Origin of the sequence: Haloferax litoreum, from assembly GCF_009674605.1 — an archaeon.
Lineage (GTDB): Archaea > Halobacteriota > Halobacteria > Halobacteriales > Haloferacaceae > Haloferax > Haloferax litoreum.
The window spans coordinates 1,645,085-1,657,772 of the sequence record NZ_WKJO01000001.1 but is presented as its reverse complement, the minus strand read 5'-3'; the positions used below and the strand labels follow the sequence as shown (position 1 = coordinate 1,657,772).

Sequence of the window (12,688 nt, the reverse complement as noted above, 5' to 3'; positions counted from 1 at the left end):
CACCGTCCGGTGTCCAAATCTCTTTGCTCGGTCGCTCCTAACGACGGGGTATGGGAATCGTTCTGTATGCGCTCGATGGATGTCCGTTCTGTGAACGGGTTCACGACGCCCTCACAGACGCAGATATCGACTACGAGACGCAGTGGGTCGAACCACTCCACTCCGACCGCGACGAGGTGAAACGGGTGAGCGGTCAGCGCGTCGTCCCCGTTCTCGTCGACGAGGAACACGGCGTGACGATGAACGAGAGTGAGAACATCAGCCAGTACATCGAGAACACACTCGCACGATGAAGATATACACCGGCCGCGGCGACGAGGGAATGACCGACCTGCGGGATATGACCCGCGTGTCGAAGACGAGCAGCAGAATCGAAGCGTACGGAACGGTCGACGAGGTGAACACACTCATCGGAACCGTACGGCCGACGGGGTACGACGACGTGGACGAGGTTCTCGAAGCGATGCAGAACCACCTCCACATCGTGCAAGCGGACCTTGCGAACCCCGACCCAGACGAAGACGACCCGCAGATACGGGCCGAACACGTGGACGACCTCGAAGCGTGGATAGACGACGCTGAGTCGGAACTCGACCCGCTTACGTCGTTCATCCTTCCCGGCGGGAGCGAGACGGGAGCGAAACTTCACCACGCACGTGCAGTCTCCCGACGTGGGGAACGCCGAGTGGTCTCACTTGCTGCAGAGGAACCAGTCAACACCGAAGTCGTCGCCTACCTCAATCGACTGTCGGACGCCCTGTTCGTCTTCGCCCGATTGGTCAACAAACGCGACGGTGTCCGGGAAGACTCGCCGACGTACTGAAGACCTAGTCTCGGTGAAGTAGGGGGCGCTTTCGCCCACCGACCACCGGTGGCCGGGACCCCGACCCGACTATGGTTGGGTACCCATTCCTATCGACTGCCGACCGACCGAATTCGTATGCGAACACGACCACCGTGTCCCGAGTGCGGCGGGGGAACCTCGATTGTGACAGGAATCGACCGATGTACCGACTGCCCGTGGTGGGGGCCACAAGGTGCGGACTGAGGCGACGAAGCTGGAGGCGAAAAAGCGTGTTGTGCACGTCTCGTCGTGGCCGGCGAGATAGTAACCACGAGTTGTGGGGTGTACGACCGGTGACGAGAGCGCCAAGACAGGGCCTTCGCGACCCAGCAGTGAGGCTCAGGACGAACTGGTGGCTCGAAGTCGTGGGAATTCCAGGACGGACGAAGCGTGCCCACGGTTCTACCGTCCCGGAAGGACAGACGCAAGACGGGGCTCCGACTACGGACGTAGCCGATTTGCCCGTGTTTTAGGTACACCTAAGAATTACAAAAAAGTGTCGCTCGTTCGCGGAGGCATGACATTCGGTACCGACTGACATAATTGTTTTCTCGTTCCCGAGACTATCTGAGGTCATGAACCGACACTTTACCGACGCACGGTACTACTTCCGGCGGGGATTCGAGCACCTCTACGCGGGAATCGACGAAGAGACAGAACCGCTCCGCCACCAACTTATGGAGCGTTTCGGCCGTGAACCGGAAGCCGAAGAAGAAGTCGGGCCACAGACGCGTCGCGAGCGCGTCGAATACGAAGCACGCCGTGCAGCGACTCGCAGCAGAGAAGCGGCCGGGAAGGTTCGACGCCGCGTTGGGCGAACCAGTTCCTGAGCGGGTCGGTGCGGTCCCCGTAATTACGGCACAACGTAAGTCTTAATTGGTGGCGCAGGGAACGAACAGTCGTCGCTGGGTTGGTGGTCTAGCCAGGTTATGACGGCTCCTTCACACGGAGCAGGTCGGCAGTTCGAATCTGCCCCAACCCATCTTTGTTCTGACAGAAAGTGAATCGACGTACGGGACGGCTTCGTTTATTAATAGAGCAGTCGCTAGCACGTCTGATTCGAACAGCCCGCTTGTGCCGGGTCGCTGCCATCACGGGATTGTGGTGAATTTACTTTGCTTGCTTTAAGTAATTCAGGGTGCGAGAGACATGATTTTCAGATGTTGTGCGAGACATGACGGCACTGTTTGAACAGAGAGGCGAGTCGCTCAGAGTGGAATCTGGTTGGGGTTTGTCGCAGACTGGGTTCCCCAGTATACTAGACTCAACTTCCGCATTGAAAGTTATCTGACCAAAACGATGGGTGTCAGTGGAAAATAGATTTAGTACTGGTATACAAACCACTCAGTCTGACGTTTCAATTCACTGGCGCGATCTATTTCTTCACTTTCCGCAATCTCGTCAGAGGGGTAATCATCTATGTCGAGTAGTCGTTTCGGCTTGTAAAGGTTCATGAAATTTGCCCCACCAGTAGCTTTCCCTTTGAAATGGCGATTCATTCTCTTCGGGAACTCGTGGGAATATCCTACGTAGAGAAGGCCTTGAGATTCATTCAGTAATACGGCTGCAGCTTCTCGGTCATTGAGGGGTTTCCCCCCAATGCGGAGTGCTTGGGCATAGTGCCGAATTGAGGTGATTGCAGACCGCTCGGGTTCTGTTTCTGGGGTGCAGTCAATGACGTAAACTACGTGATGGTTATTAGCCTCAGGATTAATGCTACGCTCCGCTAGAGATTCTACCGCATTATTTTTGATATCTGGTGAGAAGGTAAGTATGGTTGGGATGTCGCAATTGGGCACAGTTCGTTCCGGCAAGTCTCGCTCTAGCAGTTCGAGATCCAGATCCGGGGGATACGTTACGGGTACGTGATCCTCGGATTGGTCAACTCCATCATCACTTGCCTTGATTGCGTATAGGATGCCAATTAGATATTTCCAGTCAAACTCTAGTAATCCCTTATGTTCTGGCCAGCCAATCTGTAGGGTCATCAGCATACGCAGCGCTGTCGCCCGTCTTTTTTTCTTTCCCCACCAGTTCTCGTAGTTTTCGGCGTCTCTGACGAGTTCTTCCCAATTACGCTCTGGGTCAATTCGTTCGAAGCATGCGGTCAAGAACGGATCCTTTAGACTGGTTTCGTGACGGACATCGTAATCGCTGATGAGGTCGTCAAGTTCTTTGAGGACGTCAGATTCATCTGGATGTTCTTTTTGAAATGTGTGGTATTCTTCACGGAGATCAGCCATATCTATATGTCAGTACATGGGCTGATATACTCGTCCTCCCGTGCAGTTATTAGTGGAGAGATGTTCGTATGAGAGCACTCGAACATCTGGGTTCTTTCGAGATATTTTACAACCCGAATGCTTGAGTGGGCGGATACGTCTTAGCCAGTGAGTTTAGGATAATTAACTAATTTATAAGTCAATCAGCCCATGAATTCATACAGTAACCAATTTATTGCTCAAAAATTTGGTTAATTGATTAGTTAACTAATTGATTAACTAATCCACTGACTAATCAGTTTATTGGCGAGTTTGTCTGTTTCAAAATTTGAATATTCTTGAATTAGTTAATCAAGTAACGCAACCTATTGCTACCTTTCTTGCTTCGCCAGCCTATCCCGAACCAGATAGGTTGATGACACTATAGGCAGTCTTCGTTTCTATGATCGGAATCGAAATCTGGCGCTACGACACTGATTGCTGGAAATGCAGCACGCAGATTCAGGTAGTGTATCCCAGAGGGCTAGGTGGGTTTGGTGGTGGAACATGGGAACTAGCAGGAGAGAAACTCGTAGACAAAGAGTACTGCAACGTCGAGAAGACCTTCAGTCGAACACAAGGACTGGAAGTTTTCGGGAACGTCTGTACCAACTGCACCGCATATCAAGGAAACCACTTCATCCACGAACACGTCTTCGACACTGTAGCAGCGTTCCAGAGTTGGGATCGGGCACGCGAAGAGTACGAGGTAGTTGACGTCGTTGAGGTATCTTACCCATGTGTGGATTGTGGTGAGGAACTCACGTACAAACGCGAACAGCAGGTCTGTGACGCTTGTTTGCACCAACGTGAAATTGAAGCCTCGCTTGGCGACAGCGTTGATTTAGAGTATTGTGAAGTCTGCGAGGGCATCCTACATCCAGAACACCGAGCGAATCATCACACTTCGTACAACCCAGAAGAGACAATGCTAGTCTGTGATACTTGCCACGCCAAAATACATCACAAACAAGGCTTCCGTGACGACCTTCTCCCACAGATGACTCGAATAGAAGCCGAACAACAGGGGCTCATCTAACACAGTGAGTCAAGCGGTCGGTGTCAATCGAGACTCCCGAGAAAGACTAAGTTTGTCTACTGACAATTGGTTGTATCTAGAATGCTTTCTGTTCCCCCGCTTGTCGATAATGCCGACAAGAGTCTCGAAGAGGTCTACAAGAAGATTATTCCCCAGATCGAAGAGGCTCGGATTGCAACAGGATACTTCTACCTCTCCGGATTCGACCTCTATAAGGAAGATTTAGATAACTTAGCAGACCCTGAGGAACTCGGTCGGGCTCCACTTCGAATTCTGATGGGGCGTCAGACTAATCAACAGACTGCTGATGAAATCGAAGAAGGTCAAAGCCTCCGTGAGTCGTTCAGAAAGGAACTCAAAGACGATATTGAGAATCTGAACAACGCGCAACTTGGACGACTGAATCGCCTCCGTGAATTCATTGCTGAGGGTATCGTCGAAGTCCGCATCCGGAATCCCGAGAACGGCTATTTTCATGCAAAAGGGGCTGCCTTCCGAGCCCCTTTGGACGACGGTGAAGAGCCTGCTCCAGAAGGTGAAGATACACGTGCGTGTGCGACAATCGTTGGGTCCTCGAATTTCTCTGCGTCGGGTCACCGAAACAACATCGAACTAAACCTCACTAGCCAAGACCGATACCAGACGCAGAAATTCGAAGACTGGTACGACAATCAATGGGCAAACGCTGAAGATTTCGATGAAGAAATTGTTCGAGTCATCGAGAACAGTGACCAGTATAAGGAGTGGAAGGAGAAGCAAAAGCCCGGAGGCCCTGATGACGACGAACTGGGGACCTATCTAGAACCCTTCGAACTCTACAAACTGCTAGCATACGACGAACTCAGCGGCAACGTCAGCGTCCGGGACAGCCCACTCTATTACTTCCAGACTTTGGGGTATGAAAGTGCAAGAGAGAAACTCTCTCAATACGACGGCTGTATAATCTCCGACTCTGTTGGTCTAGGGAAGTCATTCATTGGCGGTGAACTCCTCTACGACTATCGACAGAGTGGGGAACGTTGCCTTCTCATCGTACCTGCTAACCTGACCGACCAGTGGAAAGACCTGCTTCAACACGGGACGGACGAAGACGGGGACCCTTACTTCGGACTGGAGGTAGACGGCACACACCTCGATGTGATGAGCGTCAGCAAGTTCCAGAACCTCTCATACGAGGAGGTACAAACTCTCCGGGACAAGTTTGATGTGCTGCTCATCGACGAGGCCCACCGTTTCCGTAACTTCGGTAAGTGGCGTCCAAACCCTGACAACGATGACGATTACAAAGGAACGCGACGTCACGCGAATCTCCGGCAACTACGCGGGAAGACGATGGTCATGCTGACTGCGACGCCTATCAACAACAGCGCCACTGATTTGAAGAACCTAATCAGCCTGTTCACGAGTCCAGAAGAGATTCGAAACAAGGCGTCGCTTGACTTCGACGCGTTCGACGAGTACATCGATCTCGCGGAAACACGAAAGCGTATCGCCGCCGGGAAAGAGGAAGTTTCTGATCAGAAGCAACAGCAAATCACCGAGCAATTACAGCGCCAATCGACCGAAATCTCGAATATCCTCAACGAGGTGATGGTCCTTCGGACACGCAAGCATGTGAAAGACCTTATTCAGGATGAAGAGGACTTCGAGATGAATTTCAAGCCCCCAAAACTCCACAAAGAGCAATATTCACTCCCACCTGCCTACCAACCGATCTATCGGATGCTCCCCGACGTGATGGACGCTCTCCACCTTCCACACATCACAGTGAAAAACCCAAAGGCGGGCGGTACGTTGAAAGCACTCTATAAACTGAACCTACTCAAGCGGCTGGAATCCTCGACATACGCGTTCGTACAGTCCATCGAAACGTTGCATCGGAGCGAGCGCCAGCTACTCGGATTGTTAGAAGACCTCCCTGAAAGTGAGGACATCAATCTTCTTCGAACGGTACAAGATGGGGAGAACCCATCAACCATCGATGACTTCGTTGAAGGAAAAGACGCCGCTGAAGATATAGAACAGACACTTGAAGAGTTTGGATTCGATTCAACCGCCGTTCGTGCTGACGGTAGCGATGAGAACACAGAAAACGAGTTGGCTGACGCAACGATAGGGGAGGTCAAGAACTACATTCGTGAGGACTTGACGCTGCTAGCATATTTCCTCACGCAGTTTATTGGAGACGTAGCCAGAGATACTGGAGATGTTAGCGATCACGCCGTCAGGGTGCGTGGTTGGCTCCACGACCATGATGCAGGGACACTTCCCACTGTCCCCGAAGATGAGGTGAATCCGGTACTGTACCCGAAGAGCGACCTCTCAGAAGTGGATGTTGCGACTCGGAACTTCTACGAAGCAGTGTTCTCATTGCGAGAATTCCGCGATCCGAAGATCGACCGACTCGCAAAGGTCCTTCAGAACCACGACCGGAAAGTTCTGATATTTACACAATATCGTGGGACTGCAGATTACGTCTATCGGACGCTTCGCGACAACCCGGACTCACCATTGACAGCCGCGAATAGTGCGGTGGTGAAAGGCGGGGACGAGAACAAGCAAGACATCATTCAACGGTTCGCGCCGCAGGCATCTGGGTACCAGAGTACACTTGCAGAGTCAGATGAGAATGAGGTCCAGTACGTCGTAGCGACGGACACACTCAGTGAGGGTGTAAACTTACAGGACGTCCATGTCGCAGTGAACTACGACCTACCTTGGAACCCAATGCGAATCGTCCAGCGTGTCGGGCGTATCGACCGTATCGGGAGTACGGCGGAGAAACATGTCCACAACTTCTACCCGGACGGCGATATCGAAGCCGCAATCAAGTTGCTGAAGCGGCTACAGGCGAAAATCAATGACATCGCCCTCATCGTTGGGAAAGAGAACAATATTCTAGACCCGAACGAGGATCAGATTCTAGAACAAGCGGGGGTCAGCACCCAAAAGACAATTGGGGAACTGGAAGTCGACGAGATTGAAGACTCGCTACGGCGGTCGCGAGAGATTGAGGACGTCAACGAACTTGACGACACGAGCAAGAACCCACTTCTTCGTAACGCTGGAAGTAACGAGGAGGCAGCGTATGACCGTTTCCTGCTCAAGCGCGAATTAAATGAGAAATATGGACTTACTGCAGACGACTTCGAGTACGCAGAGGGCTTCTTTGCAGACCCACCCGGGGAGCGGGAGTTCCTGTATACGAACGCGGTCAACCACAAGAAGGGTCCCCGTCCGGGTGTGTTCGCGCTCGCTCATCTGTGGTTCGATGACAATGTGGAGGAAGCCCCACTAGGGCGTGTTCGACGGGCGTTCTACTACAAGCCGTTCAGTGATGGCGTGAAGGAGCGATCGGTACAGACGCTTTCGATCAATCCATCTGTGGAGGGCGAGCCAGTATCGGGGAACATTGATCACGTGCTGGCGAACCGAGAGGAGATTACATACATTCTCGACGAGCGACTCGAAGAGATACGCGAAGGACAGGTCGAGGGTGCATTCAAGCAGGGAGACTCCTACTCGAAAGAGCAGGAGACGATTCTGGACTTCATACTCCACTATATTAGACCAAACTTCGGGGATGAGTCCTGTCGTCGTGAAGACCACGACACGGTTGGAGAATGGGCGGACAACCTCCACAGTCGTCTGGACGAGGTGAAGCTTGCAAATACCGATGAGGACAGAATTCTTCGTGGAACGTTCCGGCATCACGACAAATATGGATCTCTCCCTGACTGGCCACCAACCGAATTCCTTGAAGAACTTGAAGTGTTTCTTGAGGAGAACATCGAATCATCAACCGAGTACCAAGATACACTAGTTGGAGAAAGTGCTGTGAATGCCCGTCTCATTTGCTGGGGAGTAATCGGAAATTGAATTGATTGGTAAACTATTATTGAGGTGCGAGTGAGAGGGCCGATTATGGCTGATAACGACTATATCACTACTCTTCTCAGGGAGGGTCAAGAGGTCCATACAATTCGGAGTGGGAAGCAAGTAGACGCAATGGTAACAGTAACTGAGATTCTCAGCAGTGAATATGATTTACTTGAAAATATTGAAATACCATACAAACCAGACCGGAAAAAGACCCCGATAATTGAAGAAATAACTGACGAAGACGAAGATATTCGGCGGCAGAAGTACGAATTCACCGAAGGGTATTATGTTGACACTTTGGTGAATAAAAGAGGAAAACAGATAGACATTTCAAGATTAGCAAGTGCGTGCGGTCTCGAAGTAGAGTTCAGTGGCGCGTGGGAATAGCGCCGTTATTCCTTCAGTTGGTGGTACTTGTCCCTAACTGAGGAGATATATTCATCTGTCATTACGCGTGGACTGTCCACGGTATGGAACTCAGAAAGGATGTAATCCATCTGGTCCTCAGATAGATCATAAGCATGGAATGCCGCTGCGTCAATCTCTGCCTGCGTTGTTTTCCTTTCTTCTTCAGAGTCAACAACATCAACACCACCTAGCCTTTGGCGCATCTCCTCAAACTCCTCACCATAACAATTCAACCGAGCCGCACGTATCGATATGAATTCAAACCAGTCATCACCCTGAGTGAGTCGAGGAATCTGTGACTCCTCAAATTTGTATTTTAGAATATTCGAATCAATTTTTGTTCGCAGCAAATAATCAAATGGGATACTGTTCAGTAGACCAACAAACGTGAAGAGTTCCTTATCGGTAAAGACCCTCTCATAGGCGGAATGCAAGGGATAGTCTCCAAGATGTTCTTCCTCCGGGTCAACACTGTAAGGCCTCACAGTGTGGATACTATCGACAGCGACGGCTCCTTTCGGTAATACCGTCGCAATCACAGTTCTTTCATCTGTTGAGCGTGCGATTTTTCTGAATGCAACACGATATTCGGTACAGTCCAGTAATACATCCTCAAGAGACAATGGCTCCCTATCGTGTTCTTCTAGAAGGTTATTTACAAACCCCTTCTGTGAACCAGTACCATTGAATTTAGTGTATATCGCTTTTTTCAAGCCTACACTAGGGTCACGTGATCTGAACGCTTTCTCACGGATGCGCCACTTTGCGCTTCTGTCTTTGTCACACTCAATGCCCCACAAGCTAACCTCTTCAAGGTCATCAACGAATTTGGAATCATGAGAATATTGGAATATATTTTTTCCCTGATATATCGGATAGTCGCCAACAGTTTCGTTCTCAAAGAAGCGATCTGAATCTAAGGAACTGTCGAGTTCTCTGTACAGTTCAGCGTGCCACGCACTATCTATCTCCGCAGACGCTGGAGGATGTTTCAAAATTTGATTGAGTACGTCTACTTCTCTTTCGGAGTCGACGTAGGGAAAGATACCCGCTTCTGGCGAATAGTTTTCAAGTACTCTCTTTGGAATCTCAAAGGAGATTTCTTCTATATTTCTTAGAACATCGACCGTAGTTTGATTAAATATCCCGTAAACAGAACCGGTTCCACCGGTGTTTTTGAAGACCATGATTCCAAACCGATAGCGGTTATCGATTTCCGGGAAAATCCCACGATTTTCAAACCCAAGAACGTAGTTTAATGTCGTATTCTGAAGTGCATAATTCCGCAAGTCTTTCGCTGCACCTCCATTGAAAACTACCCCGGGGAGAATTAATGACACATACCCGCCATCAGAGATTAGTTTATAAACGCGCTCAAGGAACAACATAGAGAGGTCATTCTCATTCGCGACGGTTTGCCCTGCTACTTTTGGACTTTGTAATTTGAATCGATCACAATTATTGAAATAGGCAGACCGCCGCTCCATGTCCTTTTGGTATCGCTCCCATTCCTTTTCGATTTCTGGGTCCTTTAGAAGGTCTTCTTGAATGCTGTTCTTCCCGCTAGGACTTCTCGTTCTAAATATCTCATCGTACTTTGGGAAGAAGTGGCTCCGGTCTTTGGTCAAGACATCCCATGGTGGATTTCCGATAATGAGATCAAATCCACCATCTTGGTACACCGTGGCAAACTCCAAAACCCAATGGAACGGCTCATAATTACTAATGTCTTCTAACGAAACATCGTCCACACCGGAGTCCCTGAATTCCTCAAGGATTTTCTCGTCTAAACTTTCGCTATAGGTTTGAATGCGTGACTCTGCTAAATTACGTGCAGTTGTTGCCTCGGAAGCAGTATTTGCTTGTTTGTGCCTTTTTACAGCCTTGATGACGTCCTCGTACATCTCTCTTACACTTTCGCCGACACCCCCGCCATAATTCGTAAGAGATGCATCGCCACTTTCTGTAGCAACCTCTGTGAGTTCAGTGAATCCGATTAGACTGTTTCCCTGACGAATGTTGAAATCAATGTTGGGAAGCGGTTCGACCTCACCCGGTTCGTCCTCAATGTCTGCGACCATTGAGAGCCATAGTCGGAGTTTACAGATTTCGACCGCTCCATCGTCAATGTCCACACCATAGAGGTTATTCAGAATGATAGTACGCTTCGCGTACAGCGACGCGTTCCCCTTCCCAGACGCGATAGTTTCCAACTCATCGCGTGTCCGCGATGACAGTTCCCATCCCTTGCCCTCGTCTTCGAGGCGCTGGAAGAACTCGATACATTGCATATAGAGGTCGAGCAGCACCTCCTGTCCGGCGAGGAGGAACGCCCCACTACCGACTGCAGGGTCGAGGACTTTTGTCTCCTTCAGGATGTCGTGATAAAGTGTCTCAACATGCCCGACATCGACATTCTCAGTTGGCGCCTGCTGGGTGACCATCCCGCCGTCTGCGAGCGCTGCCGCTTCTTTGGATGCGTCTATCTCAGTGAAGCCGAACACGTCGTCAATCTCGTTGTAGGACGCACCGACGGTCTCGTTCAATTGGTCAAGGAGGTATGGGTGGACCGTTCGTCTGGCCATGAAACCGGTGATTTCCTCGGGCGTGTAGTATGCGCCCATCTCTTTCTGGTTAACAGTCTGTTCGAAGATGTGACCGAGAACCGCTGGGGAGAGGTTCTTCGGGTCAACAATGTCGAGTCGCTCATCAACGTTCCAGTTCCAGTCGGAAAGGAAGTCCAGAATATCGTCGAACAATTCGTTCGTCTTCTCGGCTGAATCGCCCAGTTTTGCGTCCTCGAACTCCTCTTCGACAGGGTTCTTTGCAAAGAGGCCACCGTTGAGATAGGGGAGTTTCCCGAAGTCCGGGTTCTGCTTATCCTCCGCGAGGTAGTCAAAGAATAGCGGCGCGTAGAATTCTTCGTAGCGATCTTCCCCTTCGTCTACGACCTTCGCGGGCTGTTCGTGGAGGTAGTCGCGGTCGCGGTGGAGTAGGCGCTTTTCTTGGATGAAGTAGAGGAAGATCATCCGGTCGAGGATGACCTGCACGTACCTTTGTTTTGCGTCACCACGGTCATCAGGTATACCCGAGACCTCCTGCACAAGGTCGGTACGAAGGTTCTCAAATTGTTGGTAGAACTTTTTGACGACTTGACGGGTGTCGTAGAGTGTATCGTAAATTGCCGCAGATGTCCCGTACTCTATGGAGTTGAGTTTCTGTAGAATCGTATTTTTCTCACCACTATCCCGCTCGAACTGTTCTTTACTGAATGAGAGTTTCTGGTGCTTGATTCGGCCGTGCTGCTGTCCCTCCCAACTTCGAACACGCGTGAGGAAAGTGAACTCCTCGAAATCGTTGGTCGCTACGAGGTTCGTATGGCGTGTACGGTTCTCGGGTTTGAAGTCGGTTGCAGATTCGCCGGGGCCGGCTTCTACAATGACGACGAATTCGTTGTCAGAGAGCTGAAGAACAAGTTGGTGTTCTTCACCAAGGTTCGGCCGTGTCTTGAGCCCCCGTTTCTCGAGAGAATCAGCAATATCCTGTAGAGAGTCCCAGCCGGCGATGTCAGCGGCTTTGATTTGCTGGAGAGTCATACGATGGCCGACACACTCGTTTCATATCAATCTGTGGCAAAGACTATGGTGTCATTGTTGCGAGAGTTCTTGTATTCAAAGCAGTAAGCCCGAGTGCAATGAGCCGGATTAGCTACGACATCCCTGATGCGATTCACGATGACCTGCGGGAAGAAAGCGTTCGAAAGAACATCCCGATGAAGATTATCTTGGTCGAAACACTCCGAGAACGGTATGCGGACGAATCCACTACGTCGGAAGTCTCACAGTAGCACTCCCGACCAAGTTCTAGTTCTGCCAATTTTGAGATGGCTTCGGTTCCCGGAAACTAATAGACTTAGAAATCAGAGAGATACTTCCGACCAATGGCTGCAAGGGCTATCAGTGATAGAACGCCCGCCAATTCAAAAAGCGCCATTGGGTTCTCTATGAAAGGCGAAATAACGTTCTCTAAGAGCGTAAATCCGTAGAGTTGTGAGAGGATGTAGCCTATGGCGTAGAGGAAAACCGCCAACATAAGGAGATTAAGGAAGTAGCGGAGCTTTCGGGGGCCGGGCGGTATCTCCATCACCATCTGTTCTTTTTGTTGTCATAATAATTCTGTCGTCTGTACTGAACGATTCAGTTCAGTCACGTTAAGCACGGAACCGCTGACCGACTCTTGCTCTGTATTCAGCAC

10 protein-coding genes and 1 tRNA gene are annotated in these 12,688 nt (G+C 50.4%); 8 read left to right on the top strand and 3 right to left on the bottom strand.

What is annotated here, in order from left to right; translation table 11 throughout:
• Window positions 1–50: 50 nt before the first annotated feature.
• The 4 genes from GJR96_RS08495 to GJR96_RS08480 all read left to right on the top strand — a co-directional run bounded on the left by GJR96_RS08495 (window position 51) and on the right by GJR96_RS08480 (window position 1,826).
• Complete coding sequence (locus GJR96_RS08495) at window positions 51–293, top strand: glutaredoxin family protein (RefSeq protein ID WP_151162547.1); 243 nt, start codon at window positions 51–53, stop codon at window positions 291–293.
• Window positions 290–823, top strand: a complete 534-nt coding sequence (locus GJR96_RS08490) for a cob(I)yrinic acid a,c-diamide adenosyltransferase (protein ID WP_151162546.1) — start codon at window positions 290–292, stop codon at window positions 821–823. The genes GJR96_RS08495 and GJR96_RS08490 overlap by 4 nt, the downstream gene beginning before the upstream one ends.
• 596 nt (window positions 824–1,419) lie before the next feature.
• Window positions 1,420–1,674 (top strand): hypothetical protein, encoded by a 255-nt coding sequence (locus tag GJR96_RS08485; protein WP_151162545.1) that lies wholly within the window; start codon window positions 1,420–1,422, stop codon window positions 1,672–1,674.
• A 77-nt stretch (window positions 1,675–1,751) separates the two neighbouring features.
• Window positions 1,752–1,826: transfer RNA gene (locus tag GJR96_RS08480), tRNA-Val, on the top strand.
• Between the two features lie 340 nt (window positions 1,827–2,166).
• On the opposite strand, the gene GJR96_RS08475 is transcribed toward GJR96_RS08480, so the two are convergent.
• Entirely contained in the window at window positions 2,167–3,087 is a 921-nt protein-coding gene (locus tag GJR96_RS08475; protein ID WP_151162544.1) for a hypothetical protein, read from the bottom strand.
• Between the two features lie 421 nt (window positions 3,088–3,508).
• Between GJR96_RS08475 and GJR96_RS08470 the strand changes: the two genes are divergently transcribed.
• The 3 genes from GJR96_RS08470 to GJR96_RS08460 all read left to right on the top strand — a co-directional run bounded on the left by GJR96_RS08470 (window position 3,509) and on the right by GJR96_RS08460 (window position 8,413).
• Window positions 3,509–4,144: a hypothetical protein gene (locus GJR96_RS08470; protein ID WP_151162543.1), complete on the top strand. Its 636-nt coding sequence runs from the start codon at window positions 3,509–3,511 to the stop codon at window positions 4,142–4,144.
• 81 nt (window positions 4,145–4,225) lie between these two features.
• On the top strand, window positions 4,226–8,023 hold the full coding sequence (locus GJR96_RS08465) for a helicase-related protein (RefSeq protein ID WP_151162542.1): 3,798 nt from the start codon (window positions 4,226–4,228) through the stop codon (window positions 8,021–8,023).
• A 45-nt stretch (window positions 8,024–8,068) separates the two neighbouring features.
• On the top strand, window positions 8,069–8,413 hold the full coding sequence (locus tag GJR96_RS08460; protein WP_151162541.1) for a hypothetical protein: 345 nt from the start codon (window positions 8,069–8,071) through the stop codon (window positions 8,411–8,413).
• A gap of 5 nt (window positions 8,414–8,418) precedes the next feature.
• Here the strand turns inward: GJR96_RS08460 and GJR96_RS08455 are convergent, their stop codons facing one another.
• A complete protein-coding gene (locus GJR96_RS08455; RefSeq protein WP_151162540.1) occupies window positions 8,419–12,030 on the bottom strand; it encodes an Eco57I restriction-modification methylase domain-containing protein in 3,612 nt (1,203 codons plus the stop codon).
• Between the two features lie 98 nt (window positions 12,031–12,128).
• Between GJR96_RS08455 and GJR96_RS08450 the strand changes: the two genes are divergently transcribed.
• Window positions 12,129–12,281 (top strand): hypothetical protein, encoded by a 153-nt coding sequence (locus GJR96_RS08450; protein WP_154326196.1) that lies wholly within the window; start codon window positions 12,129–12,131, stop codon window positions 12,279–12,281.
• A gap of 65 nt (window positions 12,282–12,346) precedes the next feature.
• On the opposite strand, the gene GJR96_RS08445 is transcribed toward GJR96_RS08450, so the two are convergent.
• Complete coding sequence (locus GJR96_RS08445) at window positions 12,347–12,577, bottom strand: hypothetical protein (protein ID WP_225317717.1); 231 nt, start codon at window positions 12,575–12,577, stop codon at window positions 12,347–12,349.
• Window positions 12,578–12,688 lie beyond the last annotated feature (111 nt).

Coding starts and splice junctions, on each gene's coding strand:
- GJR96_RS08495 (WP_151162547.1), top strand. CDS start 51: ATGGGAATCGTTCTGTATGCGCTCGATGGATGTCCGTTCTGTGAACGG.
- GJR96_RS08490 (WP_151162546.1), top strand. CDS start 290: ATGAAGATATACACCGGCCGCGGCGACGAGGGAATGACCGACCTGCGG.
- GJR96_RS08485 (WP_151162545.1), top strand. CDS start 1,420: ATGAACCGACACTTTACCGACGCACGGTACTACTTCCGGCGGGGATTC.
- GJR96_RS08475 (WP_151162544.1), bottom strand. CDS start 3,087: ATGGCTGATCTCCGTGAAGAATACCACACATTTCAAAAAGAACATCCA.
- GJR96_RS08470 (WP_151162543.1), top strand. CDS start 3,509: ATGATCGGAATCGAAATCTGGCGCTACGACACTGATTGCTGGAAATGC.
- GJR96_RS08465 (WP_151162542.1), top strand. CDS start 4,226: ATGCTTTCTGTTCCCCCGCTTGTCGATAATGCCGACAAGAGTCTCGAA.
- GJR96_RS08460 (WP_151162541.1), top strand. CDS start 8,069: ATGGCTGATAACGACTATATCACTACTCTTCTCAGGGAGGGTCAAGAG.
- GJR96_RS08455 (WP_151162540.1), bottom strand. CDS start 12,030: ATGACTCTCCAGCAAATCAAAGCCGCTGACATCGCCGGCTGGGACTCT.
- GJR96_RS08450 (WP_154326196.1), top strand. CDS start 12,129: ATGAGCCGGATTAGCTACGACATCCCTGATGCGATTCACGATGACCTG.
- GJR96_RS08445 (WP_225317717.1), bottom strand. CDS start 12,577: ATGGAGATACCGCCCGGCCCCCGAAAGCTCCGCTACTTCCTTAATCTC.